Below are 24,670 nucleotides of genomic sequence, written 5' to 3' on the forward strand. Positions count from 1 at the left end.
TGTGTGGCTGCGCGGGCGGGACCCCGCCCTGCGCGGGGTGCGCTACGCCATGGCGTCCTGGACGTCCGGCGAGTCCTGGGCGAGGCCGGCCAGGAGGGCCGGGAGGTGGCCGGTGGCGGCGGCGACCCGGAGCGTGTCCTGGTACTCCCGCCAGTGCGCGACCTGCCCGTCCCGCGCCCTGAGCACGCCGATGAAGGGGGCCGACCGCCGCTCGCCGGTGCCCGGGAGGGTGGCGCCGAGTTCGTACTCGACGATGACGACGTCGGGGTCGGCGGTCTGGTGCACGGTGACCTCGCTCATCTCCAGCCGGAAGGGCAGCGCGGCCCGGTCCTGGCGGGCCCGGTCGAGGAACGCCGCCCGCCCCTCGATCCTGCGAGGCCGTCCAGGGGCGGCGAACGGGGTCTCCACGACGACGTCCTCGGCCCAGACCTCCTCGTCGTCGTGCTCGCCGCTCAGGTAGCCCCGCAGCCGGTCGAACACCTCGCGTGCGCTCATGGCGCCCTCCTCGGGATTAAGATGAGTACGCACTCACGTTCAGCGAACATAATGAGTGCCCACTCAGGTTGTCAACGGAGAGAGGGAGGACCGCCGGTGGCCCAGTTGCGTGCCGACGCCCGGCGTAATCGCGAGCGCATCCTGGCCGCCGCCGAGGAGGTCTTCGCCGAGCGCGGCGCGTCGGCGTCCACGGAGGAGGTGGCGGCCCGCGCCGGCGTGGCGATCGGCACGGTGTTCCGGCACTTCCCGACCAAGGACGACCTGCTCGCCGCCATCTTCAAGGCGCTGCTCGCCCGGCTGGTGTCCGAGGCGGAGGAGCTGGCGGGGAGCGGCGATCCGAAGACGGCGCTGTTCGCGTTCTTCACGCGCGTCGTGGAGGCGGCGGCGGCCCGCAGGACCGTGGCGGAGCTGCTCACGGGCGGCGGGGCGGGCCTGCGGCTCGGCGGCGCGCTGCGGGCGCTGGACGAGCCCCTGGGCACGCTGCTGCGCCGCGCTCAGGAGGCCGGCGCGGTCCGCGAGGACGTACGACTGGAGGAGGTGACCGCCCTGCTGGCGGCCGCCTCGCAGGCGGCCCTGCTGTCCGGCTGGACGCCGGAGCTGCAGGACCGCACGCTGGAGATCATCTTCAGGGGTTGCCGGCCCTGAGCCGGTAGAGGACGGTCCGGCGCAGGGGGCTGCCCTCCGGCACGGACGGGAAGTCGAAGTCCTCGGCCGGGTCCCTGGTCATGCCGAGGCGCTGCATGACGGCCTGCGAACGCAGGTTGGTGGTGGCCGTCATGGAGATGATGTCCGTCAGGCCGGCCTCCTCGAACGCGTACGTGACCACCCGCCTGGCGGCCTCGGTGGCGTAGCCGTGGCCCCAGGCCGGGCGGGCCAGCCGCCAGCCGATCTCGGCGGCGGGCAGGAAGGGCGCGTCGAACGTCTGCCAGATCAGCCCGGTGAAGCCGATGAACTCACCGGTGCCGATGACCTCCAGCGCCCACAGGCCGTAGCCGCGCTCGTCGAACTGCCGCTCGATGCGGTCCACCATGGTGTCGCTCTGCTCGCGCGTGAGCAGAGCGGGGAAGTGCTCCATGACCTCGGGGTCGGCGTTCATGGCCGCGAAGGGCTCGCGGTCCTCCTCGCGCCATCTGCGCATGATCAGCCGTTTTGTCTCCATCCGACCAACACTAGGGCGTCAGCGCCGCGACCGGATCCCCGTCAGGCGGCGCAGGACGTCCCACCAGAACGGCGCCCCGAACAGCAGCGCCACGTACGTCAGCAGGAAGCCCGGCCAGTGGCTGGGCGTGAGCAGGCGGTTCCACCAGCTGTAGCCGTTCCAGTCGACGCTCGGCTCGCCCTCCTCCGGGATCGACACGCTCACCAGGGCCTGGCCGAGCATCCGCACCAGGGCGGGCTGGCTCATCGTCTCGGTGACGCAGTGCACGGGGTCCGCGCCGGCGCAGCGGGCCTTCAGCTCGCTGTACGCGTCGGGCCCGGCCTCGGACACGGCGGTCACCGAGGCGCGGAAGGCGTTGTCGCGCAGCAGCGTCTTGGCGTACTCCAGCCCGTCCATGGTGAACACCAGCGTCACCAGCAGGCTCAGCGCGGCGAGCACCCACTTGACGTAGCGCTTGTAGAGCAGCGACAGCCGCTGCATCTCGCCGTCGAACCAGGTCTCGACGCCCTGGCGGAAGCGGTCGAGGTCGCGCTGGGCGGTCTCCCAGATGCCCTTCAGGTGGCCGTACAGGGGGCTGTCGGCGGCCTTGAGCTTGGCGAGGAAGCGCTCCACGTCGCCGTCCTCGCGCGTCGCCAGCTCCATGACCGCGACCGAGAAGCGGCCGGGCGGGATGTCGGCGATGCTGGTGCGCCCGCGCTTGGCGTGGTCGATCTCGCGTACCCGCTCGTAGAGCAGCTTGATCATGGAGTCGCCGGCCTTGGCCTGCGGCTCGGGCACCGCGCCGGCCTCGGCCGGGGCGGGCAGGTCGCTGTAGCGGGGCCGCGGGTCACGCAGGAACGGCAGCCGGGTGAAGACGTCGCGTACGCGGGTGGGCAGCCAGGATCCGACCAGGTCGGCGCCGTCCATCGTGTCCCTGAGGTAGGCCCACAGGAACTTGCTGCGGATGGACAGCAGCCGCACGACCGCCTCGTTGACGCCGCTCACCAGCAGCGACAGCAGCAGGAACGTCACGGCCAGGCCGAGGGCGAGATCCACGTAGACGGATAACATCGCGCCTTGATACACCCGTGGAGCGGCGGCCATCAACCCCCGTAGAAGACCCGTTCCACCACCTTCCGGGCGCGGCGGGTGACCCGGCGGTAGTCGTCGAGGAAGTCCTCCGAGCCGTCGGGCGGATAGCCGAGGGTCTGGGCGATGAGCCGGCGCTCGCCCGCGTCGCGCGGCACGCTGTCGCCGGGACGGCCCTTGACCAGCATGAGCGCGTCGCGTACGCGGGAGACGAAGCGCCACGCCTCGGCCAGCACGGCCTCGTCGGCGGGGTCGAGCAGCTCCTCGGCGACGGCGGCGCGCAGCGCGTCGAGCGTGCGGGTGGTGCGCAGCGACGGGCGCGTTCCGGCGTGCCGGAGCTGCAGGAGCTGGGCCACCCACTCCACGTCGGAGAGCCCGCCGGGCCCGAGCTTGGTGTGCAGGGCCGGGTCGGCGCCGCGCGGCAGCCGCTCGGCCTCCATGCGGGCCTTGAGCCGCCGGATCTCGCGTACGGCGTCGTCGGGCAGCCCGTCCTGCGGGTAGCGCAGCTCGTCCGCCATGGCGGTGAACGCCGCCCCCAGCTCCGCGTCGCCGGCCGAGAACCTGGCCCGCAGCAGCGCCTGCGACTCCCACGGCGACGACCAGCGCCCGTAGTAGGCCCGGTAGGAGGCGAGCGTGCGCACCAGCGGCCCCTGGCGGCCCTCGGGACGCAGGTCGGGGTCGATGAGCAGCGGCGGGTCGGGCGCGGGCAGCGACAGCAGCCTGCGCAGCTCGTTGGCGACGGCGAAGGCGGCGTCGGTGGCCTCGCGCTCGTCCACCCCTGGACGCGGCCGGTGGACGAACATGACGTCGGCGTCGCTGGCGTAGGAGCACTCCAGGCCGCCGAGCCGGCCCATGGCGATGATCGCGAACGAGGTGACGTCGCCGGCCTTGCCGAGCGCGGCGTCGAGCGCGGCCTGGAGGGTGACGTCGTTGAGCGCCGACAGCGCGCAGCCCACGGTCTCGATGTCGATCAGGCCGGAGAGGTCGGCCACGGCGGTGCGGAACAGCTCCCTGCGCCGCAGCGCGCGCACGGCGGCCACCGCGGTCTCCGGTTCGCCGTCGGCGACGTAGCGGGAGCTCGCCGCCGCGGCCTCGCCGGCCAGCGACTCCGGGGAGCGTACGGCGAGCTCCTCGTCCGAGCCGAGCATGGCGACCGCCTCGGGGGCGTGCATGAGCAGGCCGGTGGCGTAGCGGCTGGTGCCGAGCACCCGGGCCATCCGCGCGGCCACGGCGGTCTCGTCGCGCAGCAGCCGGAGGTACCACGGGGTGGCGCCGAGCTTGTCGCTGACCTGGCGGAAGCCGAGCAGGGCCGCGTCGGGGTCGGGCGTGTCGGCGAACCAGCCGAGCATGACCGGCAGCAGCGTGCGCTGGATCGCGGCCCGGCGCGACACGCCCGAGGTGAGTGCGGCGATGTGGCGCAGCGCGCCGTTGGGGTCGAGGTAGCCGAGCGCCTCCAGCCGGTCGGCGGCGGCGGCCGTGGACAGCCGCGCCTCCGACTCCTGCAGCCGCGAGACGGCCTGCAGCAGCGGCCGGTAGAACAGCTTCTCGTGCAGCCGCCGCGCCTCCCTGGCGTGCCGCCGCCACCGGGCGGTGAACTCCCCCACCGGGTCGGCGTGCATGCCGAGCGCCCGGCCGAGCCTGCGCAGGTCGGCCTCCGCGGTGGGGACGATGTGGGTGCGGCGCAGCCGGTGGAGCTGCAGCAGGTGCTCGACGCGGCGCAGGAACGCGTACGCCTCGGCCAGGCCGCGGGCGTCGTCGCGGCCGACGTAGCCGCCGCGGGCCAGGGCGGCCAGCGCGGGCAGCGTGGCCCGGCGGCGCAGCAGCGGGTCGAGCCGCCCGTGCACGAGCTGGAGGAGCTGCACCGCGAACTCGATGTCGCGCAGCCCGCCGGGGCCCAGCTTGAGCTGGCGCTCGCCCTCGGCGCGGACGTTCGCCTCGACCCGGCGGCGCATGGCCTGCACGTCCTCGACGAAGTGCTCGCGGGTGGCGGCCGTCCACACCAGGTCGTTGACGGCCTGGACGTAGGACTCCCCCAGCATGAGGTCGCCCGCCACCGGACGGGCCTTGAGCAGCGCCTGGAACTCCCACGTCTTGGCCCACCGCCGGTAGTAGGCGAGGTGGCTGGCGAGCGTGCGCACCAGCGGGCCCGAACGGCCCTCGGGGCGCAGGCCCGCGTCCACCTCCCACAGCGCGCCCTCGGGTGTGGTCGCGGTGCAGGCCCGCATCATGGCCTGGGCCAGGCGGGTGGCGGTGCGCAGGGCCTTGGTCTCGTCGGCGCCCTCGCGCGGCTCGGCGACGAAGATCACGTCCACGTCGCTGATGTAGTTGAGCTCGCGGGCGCCGCACTTGCCCATGCCGATGACCGCGAGGCTCACGTCCGAGGCGTCAACCTCGGTGCGGGCGACGGCGAGCGCGGCCTCCAGCGCGGCCCCTGCCAGGTCGGACAGCTCGGCCATGACCTCCTGCGGCGTGGCCTGCCCGGTGAGGTCGCGGGCGGCCAGGTGCATGAGCCGGCCCCGGTAGGCCACGCGGAGCGCCGTCAGGACGTCCTCGCCGGACGCCGCCGGCTCGGGCGCGGCGGGGTCGGCTCCGACCGCGCGCAGCAGCTCGTCCCTCGGGTCGTCCTGGTCGGGGCGGGCCAGGCGGGCGATGTCGCCGGGATGGCGTACGAGGTGCTCGCCCAGGGCGTCGCTGACGCCGAGCACGGCGAGCAACCGGGTCCTGAGGCCGGCGTCGGCGCGGAGGGCGTCGAGCACGGTGGGGTCGCGTTCGGCCAGCCGGGTCAGGGAGCCGAGGGCGAGGTCGGGGTCGGCGACGTCGACCAGCGACTCCAGCAGGTCGTCGAGACGGGGATCGGCCTGGTGGACGAGCTGGGCGGCCCGGGCGCCGTCGGCGAAACCTAGCTTGGCGAGTCGCGCGGCGGTGGATTCGATCCTGGGCACCTCTCCATTTTGCAGGAGTCTCGCTGATCGCCCTAGTATGACAACGCAACGTTGCGTTGTGTTTGGAGAGGAGGCCGGCATGACGGAGGGCTTGGGCGACGGGAGCCCGGCGGTGACGGCGGGCGTGGCATGGGGACTGCTGGCGGCATGGGCCGTCCACGACGCCGAGGAGCTGGTCACGATGGCGGGCTGGCTGCGCTCGGCCCGGCCCCGGCTGGAGGAGCGGTTTCCCGACGTCCCGTGGGAGCGGCTGGAGATGTCGCAGGCGCACGTCACCGTGGCCATCGGCCTCATGGGCGGGATCGTGGCGGGGGCGGCGGCCCTCGGGGCGGCGACGGGCGGGCGGAGCCCGGTGTTCCAGACGGTGCTGGCCGGGTTCGGGGCGCACGGGGTGATGCACCTGGCGCAGTCGGCGCTCACCCGCGGCTACACGCCGGGGGTGGCGACCGCGCCCGTGGTGGTGATCCCGTACGCGTGGTGGGCGTGGCGACGGCTCAAAGCCGCCGGGGTGCCCATGGACGGGCCCGGGCGGGCGGGCGCGGCGGGGCTCGCGGCGCTTCCCCTGGCGCTGGGGGCCGTGCACGGCCTGGCGCACCTGCTCACGCGCCCCCGCCGCCCGGAGGCGGGCGGGCCGCTCAGGCGCCGCCCGCTCCGGCGGCGCCTTCCCTGACGGCGCCCTCCCTGACGGCGCCCTCTCTGACGACGGCTGCGAAGGCGTGCGCCACGGGCCGCCAGGCCGCGACGAGGTCCGGCTCCGCCGCCTTGACCTCCCGGTTCAGGTCTTCGGCGACGTCCAGGCCGGATTCGTACGTCCAGGAGGCGAAGATCTCGGGAGTGGCCTCGGGATGGAACTGCACGGCCCAGGCCGCCTCGCCCAGGCGGTAGCCCTGGTTCGGGTACTGCGCGCCGGTCATCAGCGGCACCGCGCCCTCGGGCAGCCGGGTCATCGCGTCCTGGTGGTACTGCACGGCGGGCACCGTGCCGACGCCGGCGAACAGCCGGTCCTCGCGCGCGGCGGGCAGGGCGGAGACCTCGCACAGCCCCACCTCCAGGCCGTTCCCGCCCCGCTCCACCGCGCCGCCGCAGGCCAGGGTGAGGAGCTGGGCGCCGAGGCAGATGCCGAGCGCAGGCGTGCCCTCGTCCACGGCGCGGCGCAGCAGGTCGCGGGTGGCGGGCAGCCAGGGGCTGCGCTCGTCCTCCCAGGCCGCCGTCGCGCCGCCGAGCACGACGAGCCCGTCCGCGGCCCGCGCCGGCACCTCCTCCCCCAGGTACGGCCGGACGACGTCGTAGGCGATGCCGAGCCACCCGGCGAGGTAGCCGAGCCCGGCTTCCCGCTCGTGCTCGATGACCGTGATTCGCATAACGGTAATTATGGGAGAAACTTCCCCATTGGCCAGCCCCGGCGGCGGTACCTAAGATCCGGGCATGACCTTCGCATTCGACGACGTGGACGGCCTGCGCATCGCCCGCGCCGGCACCGGCCCCCGCCTGATCATCGCCGTCCACGGCATCACCGCCTCCCTCATGTCCTGGGGGGCGGTCGCCCGCCGCCTGCCCGCCGACTGGACGCTGGTCGCCATGGACCTGCGCGGCCGCGGCCACAGCGCGGGCCTGCCCGGCCCGTACGGACTGCCCCGCCACGCCGAGGACGTCCTGCGCGTCGCCGAGCACGTGGGCGCGGACGGCGGCACGGTGCTGACCGGCCACTCCATGGGCGCGTACGTGGCCGTGCTCGCCGCCGCGCGGCGCGACTTCGCCCGCGTGGTGCTGGTGGACGGCGGCCTGCCGTTCCCGCCGCTGCCCGAGGGCGTGGACCCGGACGCGGCGCTGGCGGCGGCCCTGGGGCCCGCGCTCGACCGGCTGCGGCAGACGTACCCGTCGGCGGAGGCGTACGTGGAGTTCTTCAGGAACCATCCGGCCTTCGCCGGCCACTGGAGCGATGACGTCGAGGAGTACGTACGCTACGACCTGACCGGCCCCGAGGGCGCGCTGCGCTCGCGCGCGGTGCCCGAGGCGGTGCGCGAGGACGGCCGCTGGCTGCACACCGAGCAGGCCGTGCTCACGACCGCGCTGGAGGCGGTCAAGGCGCCGATGACCCTGCTGCGGGCGCCGCGCGGGCTGCTGAACCAGGACGTGCCGATGCTCCCCGACGACCTGGCCGCCCCCTGGGCCGCCCGGCTGTCCGGGCTGCGCGACGAGGTCGTCCCCGGCTGCAACCACTACACGATCGTGTTCGACGACCGCTGCGTCGCGACCGTCGTGGACCGGCTCACGGCCCCGTGACCGGCGGAAACGACACCGGGAAAGACACCGCCCACCCCGCGGGGAGCGGGATGGGCGGGACGTTCTCGCGGCGGGGTCAGCGTGGAGCGATCCAGGTGGCCCGGGCGGCGGCCACCAGCGTGCCGTCCACCTCGTAGATGCCGCTCTCGCCGAACATCTTGCGGCCGTCGCGGCCGGTCGGGCGGGCGACCACGGAGTAGCGCCCGCCGGGGTGCACCCGGCCGTGGATCTGCACGGCGAGGCGGCCGAGCAGCGCGCTCTCGCCGGGGCCGAAGTGGGCCCAGCCGGTGATGCAGTCGAGCACCGCGCCGATGATCGAGGCCGGCACGCCGTCCTCGCCGGCGACCGTGAACGGCACCCGCCAGCCGGCCGCCACCAGGTCGGAGCCGGGCACCGGGCCGGGGAAGATGCGCAGGCCGTCGCCCGGCTCACGCAGGCCGCAGGCGAAGCACTCGGCGAAGGGGTGCGCCTTGAGCCCGGCGAAGCCGGCCTCGGCGCGGGCGGCGTCGTTGAACGGCACGAAGCCCGGCCCCTTCAGGTCCTCGGCCACCGGGATGGCCTCGACGAGCAGGTCGTCGCCGCGGGAGAGGGAGACGGTGTTGGCGACGTGCTCCAGCCGCAGCTCGGTCTCCAGCGGGGTGGGGGCGTGGAGCGTGACCTCGACGGCTGATCGGCCACCGTTGAGCGCCTCCGCCATCGTGCCCGCGATCCAGCCGCCGTTGGCGACTCCTTCCGGGCCGCGGAAGCGCTGCGGAACGGTCAACACGGTCTGCAGGGCAGCCGTCGTCATGCCACACCCTCCTATGTCGCCACAAGGGCGCGAAGTCCTGAAATATCATAAAGAACGGGCCGATTTTACTGGACTCCCGCTTTACCCGAGGGCAGGGGGGTCGTAACGTCCCGGTCCATACACGCGTAACACCTCGAAGGGGTCCGAAACTTCCCACCCTTGGTCGGGACGCTAGGCACCGCACATGCCGCGGAGGTGACTCGGGGGTCAGAAGCAACGAAAATCGGCCTCACTCCGCGAGCGCTTCCGGAGTGAGACCGATCAAGGCGTCGGACAGCACTTTAGCTCGGGTTTCCGGCGTCCCGCACACCAATCGGCCGATACGAGCGGCCTTCGGGTTCCGTACGGATTCGCGCCGGGCCGCTTCCTCGGCCAGGCTGGGAGACACCCGCCCCCCGCGAGGAGACGCAGGGGGCGCACGGGGAAGAGGAGACGGTGGAGCGTGCTGGACGATCCGGCCTACGCCGGCGCGGTGCGTTATCCGCCCGGCTCCCTGGTCATCCTGACCGGGCTGCCCGGCGCGGGCAAGACGACCCTGCTGCGCCGCCTGTACGGGCTGCACGGCGCGGAGAGCGCCCCCGTCGCCCGTGGAGCGGTCGTGGTGATCGACTCCTACCAGTCCAAGCAGCGCTGGGCGGGCCGGCTCGGATGGGCGCCGCAGCCGGTGCGCCGCGCCGTCGTCTTCGCCACGCACCTGGCCCGGATCAGCCGGGCCCTGGCCTCGGGGCGCGCGGTCGTGGCGCACAACCGGGGCTGCGCGCCGTCCGTGCTGCGGGGCTTCGACCAGCTGGCCAGGTGGCACGGGGCGCGGCTGCACCTGCTGCTGCTGGACACCGCGCCGGAGACGGCGCTGGCGGGCCAGCACGAGCGCGGCAGGGTGGTCGCCGCGCGCACGTTCGCCCGGCATCAGCGCAGGTGGGAGGAGCTGATGGCGCGCGTCAGGAGCGGCGACCCGGCGCCCGCGGCCGTCGCCCACGTCATCGACAGGAACGCGGCCGCCCTGCTGGAGGCCATCGTGTTCGAGCCCGACCATGATCCGGTAAGGGAAGATTTCCCCATAACGGAATAACCTCATTCCCACCGATTTCTCCGGTAACTCCCTACGCTGGCCCCTCAACGTCAACGGGGAACGTTCCGACGTCGGCCACGGGGAGCCGCGGAGTCGCTGAGCGCCGCTCGCACTCCGCCATGAGCGCCGGCGAGTGGACCCCCTCTACCCCCCGGAGGTCCAGTGAGACTTCGGTCTCTGCTGGCGGGCGCGTCCGTGCTCGCCTTCACCACCACGGGCGCGCTGACCGCCGCCCCCGCCCACGCCGCGGCGGGCGATCCCGAGATCGCCAAGAACGTCACGGCCGAGGTGCGCGGCGGGCACAAGGTACGCGCCGTCATCGAGCTGAAGAAGGGCCAGAGCGTCGAGGCCGTGGCCACCGACACCGAGAAGGCGTCCAAGGGCACCCAGGTCGTCGACAAGAAGCTCTCCGACGACTTCCTGGTCGCCAACCTGGACAAGGCGACGCTGGAGGAGGTCAGGACCGACGACCGCGTCGCCGCCGTCTACGAGGACCGCCTGAGCGTCGCCACGCTCGACGTCAGCACCAAGCTCATCGGCGCCGACAAGGCCAACGCGGCCGGCTGGACCGGCAAGGGCTCGACCATCGCCGTCCTGGACACCGGCATCGACCGCGACCACCCGTTCTTCGCCGGCCGCATCGTCGGCGAGGCGTGCTTCTCGGCCACGTCCACGGACCCGTACTACGGGGCCAAGCCGCTCTGCCCCAACGGCCAGTCGGTCCAGACCGGCGCGGGCGCGGCGGACGCCGAGACCGCCGCGTGCGTCGTGAGCGGCGTCAACCAGTGCTACCACGGCACCCACGTGGCGGGCATCGCGGCCGGCAAGAAGGCGGCGGGCGCGCCGTCGAACGGCGTCGCCCCCGAGGCGGGCATCCTGCCGATCCAGGTGTTCACCCGGCTCGACGGCCCGGTCTGCCAGGAGGAACTGGGCAGGGCCGCGCCGTGCTTCGCCACCTTCGTCTCCGCGCAGAAGGCCGCGCTCCAGTACGTCGACAGCGTGCACGCCGGCAAGAACGTCATCGCGGTCAACATGAGCCTCGGCGGCGGCGCCAAGCAGACGCGGCACTGCGACACCGACCCGTCGGCCGGCGCGCTGAAGGACGAGATCACCTGGCTCAAGGACTTCGGCGTGACCGTCGTGGTCGCCGCGGGCAACGAGGGCTTCACCGACGGCGTCTCCAGCCCCGCCTGCGTCTCGGCCGCGGTCGCCGTCGGCGCCACCGACGACAAGGACGCCGTGGCGGGCTTCAGCAACCGGGGGGCGCTGCTCGACCTGTTCGCGCCCGGCGTGCAGATCAACAGCGCGGGGCCGGGCGGCGGCTACCGGGTGCTCAGCGGCACCTCGATGGCCGCCCCGCACGTGGCCGGCGCGCTGGCGCTGGTGCGGCAGGCGTACCCGCAGCTGCCCGGCGAGGGCCGGATCGCCAAGCTGCAGGACACCGGCAAGGCCATCACGTACGGCGGCGTGACCACCAAGCGGATCGACCTGGCCGCGGCCCTGCCGCCGAAGGCGTCCCCGTCGCCCACCCCGACGCCCACCGGCAGCCCGACCCCGGCGCCGACCGGCACCCACACCCCGGGCCCGTCGCCCACGCCGACCCCCACGCCCACGACCTCACCCGAGGACGGCCACCAGAACGTCGACCCCGGCATCTACGGCGACCCGCAGCCGGTGCCCGACACCTGCTCGCGCGGCAGGGGCGGCAAGCCGCTGAGCGCCAAGGCGTGGGCCGGGGAGATGCTGCGCGGCAAGGGCTCGCTGAGCGACGCCACGCTGCGCTGCTACCTCACGCTGGCCCAGAACGGCAGCAAGGTCTTCCCCGAGCTGACCGGCGCGGGCACGCTGGGCAAGGCGTACAAGGTGCTGAACACCAAGAGCAAGGCCGCCAAGGCGCTGCTCGACCGTGAGCTGCTGGCCGCCTGGCTCAACTACGCGCACGGCGTGTACGACTCCTCGGCCAAGGTGCACGGCAGGACGACGCTGAAGCAGGCCGTGGCCGCCGCCGAGCGGCACCGCGCGGGCAAGAGCGCGGCCGCCATGAAGAAGGCGGCGCTCTACCTGAACCGGCACGTGAACAAGTAGGGTGCCCCGTCCGGTCCCGTCCCCACGCGGCCGGGACCGGACGGCCCCGGCCGCGGGACCGGCGGGCTCAGAGGATCGGCAGGTAGCGGCCGAGCTCGAACTCGGTGACGTGGCGGCGGTATTCGCGCCACTCGGCCCGCTTGTTGCGCAGGAAGAAGTCGAAGACGTGCTCGCCGAGCGTCTCGGCCACCAGCTCGCTGCGCTCCATGACCTCGATCGCGTCGTTGAGCGAGCCCGGCAGCGGCTGGATGCCGAGGGCGCGCCGCTCGGCGCTGGTGAGGGTCCAGACGTTGTCCTCGGCCGCGGCCGGCAGCTCGTAGCCCTCCTCGATGCCCTTGAGCCCGGCCGCCAGGATGAGCGCGAAGGCCAGGTAGGGGTTGCAGGCGGAGTCGAGCGAGCGGAACTCGATGCGGGTGGAGCCGCCCTTGTGCGGTTTGTACATCGGCACCCGGACCAGGGCCGAGCGGTTGTTGTGGCCCCAGCACACGTAGGAGGGGGCCTCGCCGCCCTGGCCCGCGATGGCCTCGGCGCCGCCCCACAGCCGCTTGTAGGAGTTGACCCACTGGTTGGTGATGGCGGTGATCTCGGCGGCGTGCCGCAGCAGCCCCGCGATGAACGACCGGCCGACCTTGGACAGGCGGTATTCGGAGCCGGCCTCGTAGAAGGCGTTGCGGTCGCCCTCGAACAGCGACATGTGGGTGTGCATGCCGGAGCCGGGGTGCTCGGTGAACGGCTTGGGCATGAACGAGGCCCAGATGCCCTGCTCCAGCGCGACCTCCTTCATGACCAGGCGGAAGGTCATGATGTTGTCGGCCGTGGTGAGCGCGTCGGCGTAGCGCAGGTCGATCTCCTGCTGGCCGGGCGCGCCCTCGTGGTGGCTGAACTCCACGGAGATGCCCATCGACTCCAGCATCATGATCGCCTGGCGCCGGAAGTCGTGGCCGGAGCTGTGCGGCGTGTGGTCGAAGTAGCCGCCGGAGTCGATCGGCTCGGGCCGCAGGCCGGCCTCGGGACGGTTCTTCAGCAGGAAGAACTCGATCTCGGGGTGGGTGTAGAAGGTGAAGCCCATGTCGGCGCACTTGGCGAGGGTGCGCTTGAGCACCCAGCGCGGGTCGGCGTGCGAGGGCGAGCCGTCGGGCATCAGGATGTCGCAGAAGATGCGCGCGGCGCCCGGCGTCTCGCTGCGCCAGGGCAGGATCTGGAACGTCGCCGGGTCGGGCTTGGCGAGCATGTCGGACTCGTAGACGCGGGCGAAGCCCTCGATGGCCGAACCGTCGAAGCCCATGCCCTCCGTGAACGCGCCCTCCAGCTCGGCCGGGGCGATGGCGACGGACTTGAGGAAGCCGAGAACATCGGTGAACCAGAGCCGGATGAACCGGATGTCGCGTTCCTCGAGCGTGCGGAGCACGAACTCCTGCTGGCGGTCCAAGGCATCCCCTCATGCAGACAGTACAGGTCTCCTATCAGGATGCCGTGTCCGTGTTTCGCACAGGTTACGAGGGGTCGCGGTGAGGACGCCCGCCGACAATGCCGGTGCGAGCCTCGCTGACAAAGCCCCCGCCCCGTCTTACTGTGATCAACGCAGTCAGTCTCGGGGGAGGCAAGGTGGCTATCGACCTGCTCAATCACAAGCTCGATCGGGCCTTCGACCACATCGACGCGAACCGCAACGGGGTCGTCGAGAGGGAGGACCTGCTGGGCCTGGGGGCGCGCATCCTGGTGGGCTTCGGGGAGTCCCCCACCTCGGTCACCGGGGCGAGCCTCGTCGGGAGCTTCGACGGCATCTGGGCCACGCTGGCGCGGACGCTGGATCGCGACGGCGACTCGGGCATCGCCCGCCCGGACTTCCGTGTGGCCATGACGGCCGCGTTCGTCGACGGCGAGTCCTACGACCCGGTGTTCCGTCCGGCCACGCGGGCGGTGGCCGAGTTGTGCGACGGCGACCGGGACGGCGACGTCACCATCGGGGAGTTCCGTACGATGCTGAGCGCCTTCGGCGTCGCCTACGACGACGTGGACGCGGCCTTCGACCGGCTGGACCGGGAGGGCCGGGGCACGCTGACCGTGGCGGGCCTGGTCACGGCCGCCGCCGACTACTACCGCAGCGCGGACCCGAACGCCGCGGGCAACTGGCTGTTCGGCCCGCTGTGAACGCCCCTGTGAACAACACCGTGAACAGCGCCGGGAATCCGGCGGAGAGCACCACAGAGCAGACGGGCACGAACGTGTTCGCCACGGTGCGCACCGCGCTGCGCTCGGTCCTGACCTCGATGATGCCGCTGCCGCGCCGGGGCGGCTCGGCGGCGCTGGCGCTGCTGCCGCTGACCGAGCGGGTGCCCGCGATGGCCGAGCCGTGCCGGATGCACCCCTCGGTGTACGCGATCGAGGCCGCGGTCATCGACTGGGCGCGGCGTACGGGCCTGCGCGCCGATCCAGGCGTCGGCTTCCACCGGATGGCGGCGCGGGCGTTCGCCGAGTTCGACGCGGCCGCGGCGGCGCTGTTCGCGCAGTGGCTGACCTGGCTGTTCCATCTCGACGACGAGCTGGACGAGGGCGAGTGCCCGGTCGAGGTCTTCCAGGGCCTGCTCAGGGGCTCGGCGCGGCATCCGCTGGAGGCGGCCTTCGCCGACCTGTGGCGGGTGACCAGCGCGCGGATGAGCGACCAGTGGCGGGCCAGGTTCGCGGTGGGCCTGCAGCGCCAGCACGACGCCTGCCGTACCGAGGCCGACAACCGGGCGGCGCGCCGCATGCCGACCCTGGAGGAGTACCCGGCGCTGCGCAGGGGCACGGTCGGCCCCTACCTGTACGACCTGGTCGAGCCGTGCCTGCGGGTGGAGGTGCCGGACTGGATGCACGCCTCGGAGCCGTGGCGGCAGCTCGTGGACGCCTGCAGCGACGTCACCGCCTGGTGCAACGACGTCGCCTCGCGGCCGAAGGAGCGCGGCGACGTGCACAACTTCGTGGTGCTCGCGATGCGCCAGCTCGGGCTGGGCGAGCGGGAGGCGACCGCCTGGGTGCTCGACCGGATCGTACGGCGCTGCGAGGACATGCACACGGCCGCCCGGCGGCTGCCGCTGCAGGATCTCGCGCCGAAGGCGGCCAGGGACGTCAGCCTGGTGGCCTGCGCCTACCTGGCCGCGCCGCGCGCGCACCTGGACTGGCTGCTGGAGTCCGCCCGCTACACCTGACCGGCCAGCATGTCGCCGGCGAGGGTGCGGCGGTAGACGACCTGTTTGCCGACCCGCATCCCGACGGCGAGCCCGCCGCCGCTGAGCACGCCGAGATGCTGGCTGACCGCGCCCGGCGTGAGCGCCATGCGGCCGGCCAGCGCCGAGGTGGTGGCGGGCTCGGCCAGCGCGAGCAGGATCCGCGCCCGGCTGCGCCCGATGAGCGCGGCCAGCGCGCCGGGCGCGGGCGGCGGCCCCTGCTCCCACAGGGTGCCCACGCCCAGCACGGGATAGACGAGCATCGACTGGTACGGAGCCGACATGACGGCCACCGACGGCCAGTGGAACGCGCTGGGCACGAGCAGCAGCCCGTCGCCGTGCAGCCCGCCGGTGACGCACCAGGGCCGGTCCACCAGCAGCCGCTCCCCCGTCCAGGTGACGGCCGGGTCGAGCCCGGCGAACAGCTCGCGCGCCCCGCCCTGGGCGAGCTGCCGGGAGCGGCGCAGCACGTCGCGTTCGAGCAGGGCGTACACGCGGGGCCAGAACTCGGCGAAGCACGTCTCCCAGTACGCCTCCAGCGCGTCGGCCGCCCGCGTCACCGTGGCCTCCGGGTCGGCGGCGAGGCGGTCCAGCACGGCGGGGTCGGCCCGGCCGGCCTGACGCAGGTGCGTCAGCTCGTCGAGGACCCGTTCGGGCGCGGTGCGCCTGACCCGCTCCAGCTCGGCGGCGAAGTCGGGCAGCGGCGTGTCGGGCGGCGGGGTGATGAAGTCGGCCAGGTAGCCGGCCGGCGGCACGAGCGCCAGCAGCTCGGTGAGGTCCAGCCCGGCGAGCCGGGGGCGCACGGCCTTGATCCACGGCAGGTGCAGCGACTGGCGGGCCGGCTGCCGCAGGGTGCGCAGACTGGCCACGAGTTCCCACAGCGGGGAGAACGCGAACCGGATGCGGGCCACGTCCTCGGGCCGCATCACCCATGTGACGGACATCGTTTAAGTGTGGGCTAAATCGTTCGCCCGGCCAACCCGGAGGCCGCAGTCTCTGGAGCATGTCGAGCACGTCCGTCGAGAAGCCGCCGTCGTTCCTGCGCGCCCAGGTGGGCGGGCTGCCCCGCGCGTTCTGGGCCCTGTGGGGCGGCACCCTGGTCAACCGCCTGGGCACCATGGTCATGCCCTTCACCGGCGTCTACCTCACCCAGGCCCGCGGCCTGTCGGTGACCGCCGCGGGGCTGGTGATGGGCGTCTTCGGGGTGGGCTCGCTGCTGTCGCAGCCGCTCGCGGGGATGCTGACGGACCGGATCGGGCGGCGGGCGACGCTGTCGGGCGGCATGCTGGCCAGCGGCGCCGCCATGCTCGCGCTGGGCTACAGCGTCTCGCTGCCGGCCGTGCTCGCCTCGATGCTGGTGCTCGGGGTGGTCATGGACCTCTACAGGCCGGCGTCGAACGCGCTGGTCGCCGACCTCGTGGGGCCGGCGGAGCGGCCGCGGGCGTACGGGCTGCTGTTCTGGGGGATCAACCTCGGCTATTCCGTCGGCATGACGGCGGGCGGCTGGCTCGCCGGGCTCGGGTTCCTCTGGCTGTTCTGGATCGACGCGGTCTCGTGCGTGGTCTTCGCGGTGCTGGTGTGGCGGGCCGTCCCGGAGACGCGGCCCGAGGGCGCGCGGCAGGCGGCCGGCGGGTTCGGCACGGTGCTGCGTGACCGGGTGATGGTCGCGTTCACGCTGGTCGTGCTGGGCAACGCGCTGGTGTACGCGCAGACGATGACGATGCTGCCGGTGGCCATGACCGAGGCGGCGGGGCTGTCCACGGCCCAGTACGGCACGGCCATGGCGCTCAACGGCGTGCTGATCGTGGTCGTGCAGCCGCTGGTGTCCGGCTGGCTCGGCCGCCGGGACCCGGCCCGTACGTTCGCCCTCGGCCTGGCCGTGATGGGGGCGGGGTTCGCGCTGACCGCGTTCGTCACCAGCACCCTGGGGCTGACGGCGACCATCGCGGTATGGACGGCGGGCGAGATCGTCACGGCGGGCATCGCCGGCACCATCGTGGCCGCGCTGGCGCCGCCGGAGCTGCGCGGCCGGTACGCCGGGCTGTTCGGGCTCGCCTGGTCGGCGGCGGCGGTGCTGGCCCCGCTGCTCGGCGGGCCGCTGCTGGAGCTGGGGCCGCGGGCGCTGTGGTTCACGATCGGCGCGGTCGGCCTGGCCTCGGCCGCCGGCATGCTGGCCCTCGGCCCGGCCATCCGCCGCCGCACCTGACCGGCCGCCACCTGAGTCCCTCTCAAGGGCCTCGTTGAGAAAATTTTGATCTTTTGTTGGCAGTCCGCCGATAATTTTCACCACATCGAAAGGCACCCCCGTGACGACCACGACCAGAACTGTGACAATTCGCCATATGCCGGAACACGTTCTCCCTCTACAGTTACGCCTGACATGCTGACCTTCACCGCGCTCGGACCGTTCCAAGCCTGGACGGACGGTTCCCCTCTCGACCTCGGCGGCCAGAGACAGCGAGCGGTGCTCGCCCGCCTGCTCGTGGCCGGTGGCCGCGCCGTGCCCGTGAACACCCTCATCGACGAGCTCTGGCCGGGCAACCCGCCCGCGCAGGCCCTTTCCACCATCCAGGGCTACGTCTCCCGCCTGCGCCGCGCCCTGGAACCCGGCCGCGCGCCGCGCGAGGAGGCGGAGGTGCTGGTCTCGGCCCCGCCCGGGTACGCCCTGCGGGCCGGCACCGGACAGGTGGACGCCTGGCGCTTCGAGAGCCTGGTGAAGTCCGACGGCCCGCCCGCCCAGGTGTGGGCGGACATGGAGACCGCGCTCGGGCTGTGGCGGGGGCCGGCGCTGGCCGAGTTCGCCGACCTGAGCTGGGCCGTGACGGAGGCGAGCCGGCTGGAGGAGCTGCGCCTGATCGCGGTGGAGCGGCGGGCCGACGCCGGGCTGGCGCTCGGCCGGGCCACGTCCCTGGTGGCCGACCTGGAGGCGCACGCCGCCGAGCACCCGCTGCGCGAGGAGGCCTGGCGGCTGCTGGCCGTGGCGCTCTACCGGATGGGCCGCCAGGGCGACGCGCTGGCCGCGCTGCGCCGGGCCCGCGCGGTGTGGCGCGACGAGCTGGGCCTGGACCTGACGGCCGGGCTCAAGCGGCTGGAGGCGGACATGCTGGCGCAGCGGCTGGAGGAGCCCCCTCCCTCCGCTCCCCCGTCCGCCCCCGCCGAAGCCCCCGCCGCCGCGTCCGGCGGTGTGCTGCACGTGCTCGTCGCCGACGACCAGGCGTTGGTGCGGGCCGGGGTGAAGGCCATGATCGCCAGCGATCCCGGCGTACGCCTGGCCGGCGAGGCGGCCAACGGCGAGGAGGCCATCGCGGGCGTGCGCGCCACCCGGCCGGACGTGGTGCTGCTCGACATCCAGATGCCGCACCTGGACGGCCTGGCCGCGGCGCGCCGGATCCTGGCCGGGGAAGATCCGCCCAAGGTCGTCATGATGACCACGTTCGGCAGCGACGAGAACCTGTACGCGGCACTGCGGGCCGGCGTGAGCGGCTTCCTGCTGAAGACGGCGCCCCCCGAGCAGTTCCTGGCGGCGATCAGGGCGGCGGCGGCCGGGGACGCGCTCATCGACCCGGCGATGACCACCCGGCTGATCTCGGCGTTCGCCGGGCGCACCGACCCGTCCTCTCCCCCGGCGCTGGCCGGGCTCTCCGACGCCCGGCTCGACGTGCTGAAACTCGTCGCGCGCGGGCTGACGAACCGGCAGATCGGCCAGACGCTGGCGCTGCCGGAGGAGGAGGTCGGGGCGATGGTCAAGTCGCTGCTCGAGCACCTGGGGCTGTTCGACCGGGCGCAGCTCGTCATGACGGCGTACGAGTCCGGTTTGGTGACTCCTGGCGAAAAGGCGCACTTTTCGTCGCTTTGACGATAAAAATCGGGGCGTACTAGGCTGGGGCGCGTGGCACAACTGCGCATCGCCCTGGCACAGACGAACCCGACCGTAGGCGACCTGAGCGCCAACGCGGACCGGCTGGTCGAGCAGACCCGTGAGGCCGCCGAGCGCGGCGCTCACCTCGTCGTCTTCACCGAGATGTTCCTCACCGGCTATCCCGTCGAGGACCTGGTGCTGCGTACGTCCTTCGTGGACGCGAGCATCCGCACCCTGGAGCAGGTGGCGCGCAGGCTGCGGGAGGAGGGCCTCGGCGAGCTGCCCGTGGTGGCCGGCTACGTCGACCGCGCCGGCCTCGCCCCCCGCGTCGGCCAGCCGAAGGGCGCCCCGCTGGACGCCGCCGCGATCCTCTTCCGTGGCGAGGTGGTCGCCCGCACCGCCAAGCACCACCTGCCGAACTACGGGGTGTTCGACGAATACCGCTACTTCGTGCGCGGCGACCGGCTGCCGATCTTCCGGCTGCACGGCGTGGACGTCGCCGTCGCCGTCTGCGAGGACCTCTGGCAGGACGGCGGACCGGTGTCCGTCGTCGGGCAGGCGGGGGCGGGGCTGCTGGTGGTGCCGAACGCCTCGCCGTACGAGAAGGAGAAGGACGACGTCCGCCTGGAGCTGTGCGCGCGGCGGGCCCGCGAGGCCGGCTGCGCGCTGGCCTACGCCAACCAGGTCGGCGGGCAGGACGAGCTGGTCTTCGACGGCGACTCGCTGGTCGTGGACCGCTCGGGCGAGCTGCTCGCGCGGGCCGGGCAGTTCCGCGAGGAGCTGCTGGTGGTGGACCTCGACGACCTGCCGGTCTCGGACGCCGCGACGGGCTCGTTCCCGTACGACGCGGGCGACGGCACCACGATCACCGTCGACCGCCTGGTGCTGTCGGCCGAGCCCGTCGCGCCCCGCCCGGCCGAGCCCGCGCCCGTCGCCGAGCGGCTGGACCCGCCCGCCGAGGTCTACTCGGCGCTGGTGCTCGCGGTGCGCGACTACGTCGCCAAGAACGGCTTCCGCTCGGTCATCCTCGGCCTGTCCGGCGGCATCGACTCGGCGCTGACCGCCACGATCGCCGCCGACGCCATCGGCCCCGACCGGGTCAACGTGGTGCTCATGCCCTCCCGCTACTCCTCCGACCACTCCGTGGCGGACGCCGAGGAGCTGGTGCGACGGCAGGGCCTGCACTCGCGGATCGCGCCGATCGCCGACATCGTGACCGCGTTCGAGAAGGAGATCGAGCTGTCGGGCCTGGCCGCCGAGAACCTCCAGGCCCGGGTGCGCGGCATGATCCTCATGGGGCTGTCCAACCAGAACGGCCACCTGGTGCTCACCACCGGCAACAAGAGCGAGCTCGCGACCGGCTACTCCACCCTCTACGGCGACTCGGCGGGCGGCTTCGCGCCGATCAAGGACGTGCCGAAGACGATGGTGTGGGAGCTGGCACGCTGGCGCAACGCCCACACCCGTCCCGGCTTCCTGCTGGAGGCCGAGCGGCCGATCCCGGAGAACTCGATCGTCAAGGAGCCGAGCGCGGAGCTGCGCCCGGACCAGCGCGACACCGACTCGCTGCCGCCGTACGAGGTGCTGGACCGGCTGCTCGACGACTACGTCGAGAAGGACATGGGCTCGCAGGAGCTCATCGCCGCCGGGCACGACCCCGAGCTGGTGACGCGGGTGATCCGACTGGTGGACCTCGCCGAGTACAAGCGCCGCCAGTACCCGCCGGGGCCGAAGATCACGCCGAAGAACTTCGGCAGGGACCGCCGCCTGCCGATCACCAACCGGTGGAGGGAGACCACCGCCTGAGTCTTGTTCAGCATGCTGAACGATTCGCATAATGTTCAGCATGCTGAAGGAATTGCGGACCGGGCCCGTACTGGTCGTCGGCGTGGCCGCCAGTGCCGCGCTCACCGGGCTGGTCTGGCTGCTCGGGCAGCGGCTGCAGGGCATCGCCCTGCTCCCCGACCAGGGCGCCTCCTGGTACTACTGGAAGCTGCCCGAGCCCACCGTCTGGACGCGCGCCTCGGCCTGGCTGTGCTACGCCGCGCACCAGGTCGCGTTCTGGTGGCTCATTCACCGCGCCCAGACCCGCGTCCGCGGCTACACCTCCGGCCTGCACCGGCTCAACGTCGTTGCGCTGGCCGTGAACACCGGCTTCGTCGTCCTCCACCTGCTCCAGACCCAGCTCTTCTACGACGGCCTCGCGCAGGACGTGTCGATCTTCAGCTCGCAGGGGTCGGTGATCCTGCTGCTCGTGGCGGTGCTGCTCATGGAGAACCGGCGGCGCGGCCTGTTCCTCGGCCGGCCGGCGCCCATCGGGCAGGAGATCGTCGCCTTCGCCCGCCGCTACCACGGCTACCTGTTCAGCTGGGCGGCGGTCTACACGTTCTGGTACCACCCGATGGAGAGCACCAGCGGCCACCTCATCGGGTTCATGTACATGTTCCTGCTGCTCCTGCAGGGCAGCCTCTTCCTCACCCGGGCGCACACCAACCGCTGGTGGACCCTCACGCTGGAGCTGGCCGTGGCGGCGCACGGCACGCTCGTGGCCGTCATGAACAGCGGCCCGGACGGGAGCTGGCCGATGTTCCTGTTCGGCTTCCTCGGCGTGTTCGTCGTCACCCAGATGCACGGGCTCGGGCTCGGGCGGGGGACGCGGTGGGCGCTCGGGATGGCGTACGCGGCCGGTGCCCTCGTCGTGTACGGCCTGCGCGGGGACCTCGGCGGGGTGTCGGCCGTGGTGCGCATCCCGGCGATCGAGTACCTGCTCGTGGGGGTGCTGGCGGTGCTGCTGTGGCTCGGCCTGCGGGCGGCCCGGCTCGGGCGGCCCCGGGAGGCGGCCCGTCTGGAAGAATGAACGGGTGGCGGAGGAACAGCTCACCCCTGGCGACCCGCACGACCCGCTCGCGGAGGCCCACGGCGACGCTCGTGACATGCTCGCGGACGCACGCGACCCGCTCATGGACACCGGTGGCGACGCGCGTGACCTGCTCGTGGACGCCCCCGGCGACATGCTCGCGGACGTCAGCTCCTGGCCCGTGGGCCGGCTGCTGTCGGTGGCGGCGCGGCTGGTCGAGCGGCGCTTCCACGACTTCCTCGCCGCCCACCAGCTCTCCCACGCCGGGCTGATCGCCCTGCACCACCTCACCCCCGGGCCGCGGACGCAGCGCGAGCTCGCGGCGGCCTGCCGCGTCACCGACCAGACCATGAGCCGCACCATCGAGCACCTGCGCCGCTCCGGCCACGTCGTCAAGCGCGCCGACCCCCGCGACCGCCGCCGCATGCTCGTGGAGCTCACCCCGGCCGGGGACGCGGTCCTCGCCATGGCCCGGGAGAAGGAACGCGACTCCGGCGACCTGCTCGGCGCCGTCGAGGACTACGACCGCTTCCGCGAAGAGCTCATCCGCCTCATCACCGTCACCTGACGGGTCGCTGACGGGTTTCTGTCGGTGGCGGCTGGCAGAGTTCCCACGTGGCGCAACCTCTCAAGGACATGATCAACCTCCGGTCCGTCTCCACGCTGGCCGACGGGCTGGCCGCCGCGTGGCCGCCGTTCCCCCGCGAGCGGTTCGTGGCGCGCGCCCTCGGCGGGCTCGCCGGGCTGGAGCTGAAGGGCCGCGTCAGGCACGTGGCCGACGCCCTGCACGAGGCGCTGCCGCTGCCTTACCCGCAGGCCGCCGCCGTCGTCCGCGAGAGCGCCGCGCACGCCACGCTCGACCTGTGGAGCGGCTGGCCCGCCACCGAGCACACGGCGGTCCACGGGCTCGACCACCTGCACCCGGCGATGGAGACGCTGGCCACGCTCACGCCCCACGCGACCGCCGAGTTCGCCGTCCGCCCCTACCTCGAACGCCATCGCGACGACGCACTCACGATCATGCACGCCTGGGCGGAGTCGCCCGACGAGCACCTGCGGCGGCTGGCGTCGGAGGGCACCCGGCCGCGCCTGCCCTGGGCCACCCGGGTGGGCTGGCTCATGACCCCCGGCCCCACGCTGCCCCTGCTCGACCGCCTGCGCGACGACCCCAGCGCATACGTACGCCGCTCGGTCGCCAACCACGTCAACGACCTCGCCAAGGACCATCCGGAGGCGGCGCTCGCCCTGCTGGCGCGCTGGCGGGCCGACGGCGGCTCCCACGTCGAGAAGGTGCTGCGGCACGCGGTGCGCGGCCTCCTGCGGTCCGGCCATCCCGAGGCGCTCGCCCTGGTGGGGGCCGTCCCGGGCAGCGGCGAGGTGGAGTCGCTGTCCCTGGAGGCCGACACGGTGGCCGTGGGCGGCAGGCTGGCCTTCACCGTCACGGTCACCTCAGGCGCGGCCGGGCCGCTGCTGCTCAAATACGCGGTCCGCCGTCCGGGCTCGCGGCGGGTGTTCCACCTGGGGCAGCGGGAGGCGGCCGCGCCGGGGGCCACGTTCGTCGTGCGCAAGTCCCATTCCTTCCGCCCGGTGACCACCCGCGACGAGCCGCCCGGCCCGCGGGAGCTCGACGTCATTCTCAACGGCCGCACCGCCGCGACCACCGCCTTCACCCTCACCCCTTGACGGCCCCGGGTCCGGGAGTCAGGCGGCAGGCAGGCCCGCGTGGAGCACTTCGTGCTGCCACCGGTCGCGGGGCTGGGTGTGCAGGTGCCAGTAGTGCTCGGCGATGTCGTCCGGGTCGAAGGGGGTGCCGGGGGCGACCGGGCCCGCCACGGTGACCGAGGCCACGTGCACGCCCGACGGGCCGTACTCCTGATCCAGCAGCGCCACCAGCGTCCGCACGCCGCTCTTGCCGAGCGACAGGCTCACGTACTCCCGTTTGGGTTCCGGCATGCCGCCGGTGACGATGAACGTCCCTCCGCCGCGCCCGGCCATCGCGGGCGCCAGGTGCGCGGCGGCGACGAGCGCGCCGACCACGTCGACCGCCCAGGCGTCCAGGTGGGCGCGCATCGTGGCCTCACCCGCCGTGTCCGGGCGGATGATCGCCGCGTTGTAGACCACGACCTCCGGGACGCCGAGGTCCGCGCGGGCCGCGTCCAGGGCGGCCCGCAGCGCGTCCTCGTCCGCGCAGTCGGCGCTGTAGCTGCGCGCCCCGGCCACGTCCAAGGTCCTTCCGGTACGCGAGACGAGCGCCACCGGCATGCCCTCGGCCGCGAACCGCCGCGCCACCGACCTCCCGATCCCCGGTCCCGCTCCGATGATCACCGCTCCTGGCATGATCCGCTCCTGTCCGTGCGTTACGACTGAACAGTCGGGACGGTAAGGCGTCACATCCATGTGAAGGTCAAGGGAGATCATGAGGATCGGCGAGCTCGCCCGCGCGACCGGGGTGAGCAAACGGCTGCTCCGCTACTACGAGGAGCAGGGCCTGCTGCGGCCGGTGCGGCTGCCCAACGGCTACCGGGACTACGACGAGGGGGACGCCGCCGCGGTCCGGCACATCCGGGCCCTGCTCGCCGCCGGACTGCCCACGGCGGTCATCGCCCGGCTGCTGAGCTGCGTCCACGACGACGAGGGCGGCCGGATGGTGGCCGCGGCCTGCCCCGGCATGCTCAGCCACCTGCGGCGGGAACGCCGGCGCATCGCCGACACCATCGAACGCCTGCAGACATCCCAGCAAGCACTCGACACCCTCCTCACCACAACCGTTCAATGCGGTTGACAGGGGACGCACCGGCCACGCCCACGCCCCTCCATCACCAAGCCGCAGCCCTGCACGCCACCTGCATCCCCTTCA

At 73.3% G+C, this 24,670-nt stretch carries 23 protein-coding genes; 14 read left to right on the top strand and 9 right to left on the bottom strand.

The features are described from left to right. Positions 1-42 precede the first annotated feature (42 nt). A complete protein-coding gene (locus tag SMD20_RS15420) occupies positions 43-495 on the bottom strand; it encodes a nuclear transport factor 2 family protein (RefSeq protein WP_329580937.1) in 453 nt (150 codons plus the stop codon). A 96-nt stretch (positions 496-591) separates the two neighbouring features. Here SMD20_RS15420 and SMD20_RS15425 point away from each other — a divergent pair, with 96 nt between their 5' ends. Next, the gene (locus SMD20_RS15425) at positions 592-1,140 is read left to right on the top strand and encodes a TetR/AcrR family transcriptional regulator (RefSeq protein ID WP_329580940.1); all 549 of its coding nucleotides are present in this window, start codon (positions 592-594) and stop codon (positions 1,138-1,140) included. Here SMD20_RS15425 and SMD20_RS15430 read toward each other — a convergent pair. Genes SMD20_RS15430 through SMD20_RS15440 form a run of 3 tightly spaced genes read right to left on the bottom strand, consistent with a single transcriptional unit; the run spans position 1,121 to position 5,664 of the window. Continuing rightward, the gene (locus tag SMD20_RS15430; RefSeq protein ID WP_329580944.1) at positions 1,121-1,654 is read right to left on the bottom strand and encodes a GNAT family N-acetyltransferase; all 534 of its coding nucleotides are present in this window, start codon (positions 1,652-1,654) and stop codon (positions 1,121-1,123) included. The genes SMD20_RS15425 and SMD20_RS15430 overlap by 20 nt on opposite strands. An 18-nt stretch (positions 1,655-1,672) precedes the next feature. Further along, positions 1,673-2,704, bottom strand: a complete 1,032-nt coding sequence (locus SMD20_RS15435; protein WP_329580947.1) for a hypothetical protein — start codon at positions 2,702-2,704, stop codon at positions 1,673-1,675. A 32-nt stretch (positions 2,705-2,736) separates the two neighbouring features. After that, positions 2,737-5,664: a bifunctional [glutamine synthetase] adenylyltransferase/[glutamine synthetase]-adenylyl-L-tyrosine phosphorylase gene (locus SMD20_RS15440; protein WP_329580950.1), complete on the bottom strand. Its 2,928-nt coding sequence runs from the start codon at positions 5,662-5,664 to the stop codon at positions 2,737-2,739. Positions 5,665-5,743: 79 nt separating this feature from the next. Between SMD20_RS15440 and SMD20_RS15445 the strand changes: the two genes are divergently transcribed. After that, on the top strand, positions 5,744-6,334 hold the full coding sequence (locus tag SMD20_RS15445; protein WP_329580951.1) for an HXXEE domain-containing protein: 591 nt from the start codon (positions 5,744-5,746) through the stop codon (positions 6,332-6,334). Here the strand turns inward: SMD20_RS15445 and SMD20_RS15450 are convergent. Further along, a complete protein-coding gene (locus SMD20_RS15450; protein ID WP_329580953.1) occupies positions 6,300-7,025 on the bottom strand; it encodes a type 1 glutamine amidotransferase in 726 nt (241 codons plus the stop codon). The two genes, SMD20_RS15445 and SMD20_RS15450, sit on opposite strands and share 35 nt — an antisense overlap. A gap of 64 nt (positions 7,026-7,089) precedes the next feature. Here SMD20_RS15450 and SMD20_RS15455 point away from each other — a divergent pair, with 64 nt between their 5' ends. Then, positions 7,090-7,947 carry an alpha/beta hydrolase gene (locus tag SMD20_RS15455; protein WP_329580955.1) on the top strand — a complete coding sequence of 286 codons (858 nt, stop codon included), beginning with the start codon at positions 7,090-7,092 and terminating at the stop codon, positions 7,945-7,947. A gap of 76 nt (positions 7,948-8,023) precedes the next feature. Here SMD20_RS15455 and SMD20_RS15460 read toward each other — a convergent pair whose 3' ends face one another. After that, the gene (locus tag SMD20_RS15460; RefSeq protein WP_329580958.1) at positions 8,024-8,737 is read right to left on the bottom strand and encodes a PaaI family thioesterase; all 714 of its coding nucleotides are present in this window, start codon (positions 8,735-8,737) and stop codon (positions 8,024-8,026) included. 442 nt (positions 8,738-9,179) lie between these two features. Between SMD20_RS15460 and SMD20_RS15465 the strand changes: the two genes are divergently transcribed. After that, the gene (locus SMD20_RS15465; RefSeq protein ID WP_329580961.1) at positions 9,180-9,806 is read left to right on the top strand and encodes an AAA family ATPase; all 627 of its coding nucleotides are present in this window, start codon (positions 9,180-9,182) and stop codon (positions 9,804-9,806) included. Between the two features lie 162 nt (positions 9,807-9,968). Beyond that, complete coding sequence (locus SMD20_RS15470) at positions 9,969-11,891, top strand: S8 family peptidase (RefSeq protein WP_329580964.1); 1,923 nt, start codon at positions 9,969-9,971, stop codon at positions 11,889-11,891. Positions 11,892-11,958: 67 nt separating this feature from the next. Here SMD20_RS15470 and glnA read toward each other — a convergent pair whose 3' ends face one another. Beyond that, complete coding sequence (gene glnA, locus SMD20_RS15475) at positions 11,959-13,320, bottom strand: type I glutamate--ammonia ligase (protein WP_329580967.1); 1,362 nt, start codon at positions 13,318-13,320, stop codon at positions 11,959-11,961. Positions 13,321-13,496: 176 nt separating this feature from the next. Here glnA and SMD20_RS15480 point away from each other — a divergent pair, with 176 nt between their 5' ends. Together SMD20_RS15480 and SMD20_RS15485 are read left to right on the top strand one after the other, a co-directional pair. Further along, positions 13,497-14,042, top strand: a complete 546-nt coding sequence (locus SMD20_RS15480; RefSeq protein WP_329580970.1) for an EF-hand domain-containing protein — start codon at positions 13,497-13,499, stop codon at positions 14,040-14,042. Between the two features lie 8 nt (positions 14,043-14,050). Then, entirely contained in the window at positions 14,051-15,079 is a 1,029-nt protein-coding gene (locus SMD20_RS15485; protein WP_329580973.1) for a terpene synthase family protein, read from the top strand. Here the strand turns inward: SMD20_RS15485 and SMD20_RS15490 are convergent. After that, positions 15,070-16,041, bottom strand: a complete 972-nt coding sequence (locus SMD20_RS15490) for a DUF5937 family protein (protein ID WP_329580976.1) — start codon at positions 16,039-16,041, stop codon at positions 15,070-15,072. The two genes, SMD20_RS15485 and SMD20_RS15490, sit on opposite strands and share 10 nt — an antisense overlap. A 59-nt stretch (positions 16,042-16,100) precedes the next feature. Between SMD20_RS15490 and SMD20_RS15495 the strand changes: the two genes are divergently transcribed. The 6 genes from SMD20_RS15495 (at position 16,101) to SMD20_RS15520 (ending at position 23,496) form a co-directional block, all read left to right on the top strand. Continuing rightward, positions 16,101-17,303: an MDR family MFS transporter gene (locus SMD20_RS15495; protein ID WP_329580979.1), complete on the top strand. Its 1,203-nt coding sequence runs from the start codon at positions 16,101-16,103 to the stop codon at positions 17,301-17,303. 174 nt (positions 17,304-17,477) lie between these two features. Continuing rightward, positions 17,478-18,953, top strand: coding sequence for a BTAD domain-containing putative transcriptional regulator (locus SMD20_RS15500; protein WP_329580984.1), 1,476 nt, complete (start codon positions 17,478-17,480; stop codon positions 18,951-18,953). Between the two features lie 33 nt (positions 18,954-18,986). Continuing rightward, entirely contained in the window at positions 18,987-20,762 is a 1,776-nt protein-coding gene (locus SMD20_RS15505; protein WP_329580987.1) for an NAD+ synthase, read from the top strand. A gap of 40 nt (positions 20,763-20,802) precedes the next feature. After that, complete coding sequence (locus SMD20_RS15510) at positions 20,803-21,813, top strand: hypothetical protein (protein ID WP_329580991.1); 1,011 nt, start codon at positions 20,803-20,805, stop codon at positions 21,811-21,813. A 4-nt stretch (positions 21,814-21,817) separates the two neighbouring features. After that, on the top strand, positions 21,818-22,381 hold the full coding sequence (locus tag SMD20_RS15515) for a MarR family winged helix-turn-helix transcriptional regulator (protein WP_329580994.1): 564 nt from the start codon (positions 21,818-21,820) through the stop codon (positions 22,379-22,381). A gap of 47 nt (positions 22,382-22,428) precedes the next feature. Continuing rightward, positions 22,429-23,496, top strand: coding sequence for a DNA alkylation repair protein (locus SMD20_RS15520; protein ID WP_329580997.1), 1,068 nt, complete (start codon positions 22,429-22,431; stop codon positions 23,494-23,496). Between the two features lie 18 nt (positions 23,497-23,514). Here the strand turns inward: SMD20_RS15520 and SMD20_RS15525 are convergent, their stop codons facing one another. After that, positions 23,515-24,150 carry an SDR family NAD(P)-dependent oxidoreductase gene (locus SMD20_RS15525; protein WP_329581000.1) on the bottom strand — a complete coding sequence of 212 codons (636 nt, stop codon included), beginning with the start codon at positions 24,148-24,150 and terminating at the stop codon, positions 23,515-23,517. 79 nt (positions 24,151-24,229) lie between these two features. Here SMD20_RS15525 and SMD20_RS15530 point away from each other — a divergent pair, with 79 nt between their 5' ends. Continuing rightward, entirely contained in the window at positions 24,230-24,595 is a 366-nt protein-coding gene (locus SMD20_RS15530; protein WP_329581002.1) for a MerR family transcriptional regulator, read from the top strand. The last annotated feature ends 75 nt before the right edge of the window (positions 24,596-24,670 follow it).

The sequence above is a fragment of the Nonomuraea sp. LP-02 genome, from assembly GCF_036289125.1.
Classification (GTDB): domain Bacteria; phylum Actinomycetota; class Actinomycetes; order Streptosporangiales; family Streptosporangiaceae; genus Nonomuraea; species Nonomuraea bangladeshensis.

Coding starts and splice junctions, on each gene's coding strand:
- SMD20_RS15460 (WP_329580958.1), bottom strand. CDS start 8,737: ATGACGACGGCTGCCCTGCAGACCGTGTTGACCGTTCCGCAGCGCTTC.
- SMD20_RS15430 (WP_329580944.1), bottom strand. CDS start 1,654: ATGGAGACAAAACGGCTGATCATGCGCAGATGGCGCGAGGAGGACCGC.
- SMD20_RS15435 (WP_329580947.1), bottom strand. CDS start 2,704: ATGTTATCCGTCTACGTGGATCTCGCCCTCGGCCTGGCCGTGACGTTC.
- SMD20_RS15510 (WP_329580991.1), top strand. CDS start 20,803: ATGCTGAAGGAATTGCGGACCGGGCCCGTACTGGTCGTCGGCGTGGCC.
- SMD20_RS15525 (WP_329581000.1), bottom strand. CDS start 24,150: ATGCCAGGAGCGGTGATCATCGGAGCGGGACCGGGGATCGGGAGGTCG.
- SMD20_RS15490 (WP_329580976.1), bottom strand. CDS start 16,041: ATGTCCGTCACATGGGTGATGCGGCCCGAGGACGTGGCCCGCATCCGG.
- SMD20_RS15495 (WP_329580979.1), top strand. CDS start 16,101: ATGTCGAGCACGTCCGTCGAGAAGCCGCCGTCGTTCCTGCGCGCCCAG.
- SMD20_RS15500 (WP_329580984.1), top strand. CDS start 17,478: ATGCTGACCTTCACCGCGCTCGGACCGTTCCAAGCCTGGACGGACGGT.
- SMD20_RS15455 (WP_329580955.1), top strand. CDS start 7,090: ATGACCTTCGCATTCGACGACGTGGACGGCCTGCGCATCGCCCGCGCC.
- SMD20_RS15445 (WP_329580951.1), top strand. CDS start 5,744: ATGACGGAGGGCTTGGGCGACGGGAGCCCGGCGGTGACGGCGGGCGTG.
- SMD20_RS15420 (WP_329580937.1), bottom strand. CDS start 495: ATGAGCGCACGCGAGGTGTTCGACCGGCTGCGGGGCTACCTGAGCGGC.
- SMD20_RS15530 (WP_329581002.1), top strand. CDS start 24,230: ATGAGGATCGGCGAGCTCGCCCGCGCGACCGGGGTGAGCAAACGGCTG.
- SMD20_RS15450 (WP_329580953.1), bottom strand. CDS start 7,025: ATGCGAATCACGGTCATCGAGCACGAGCGGGAAGCCGGGCTCGGCTAC.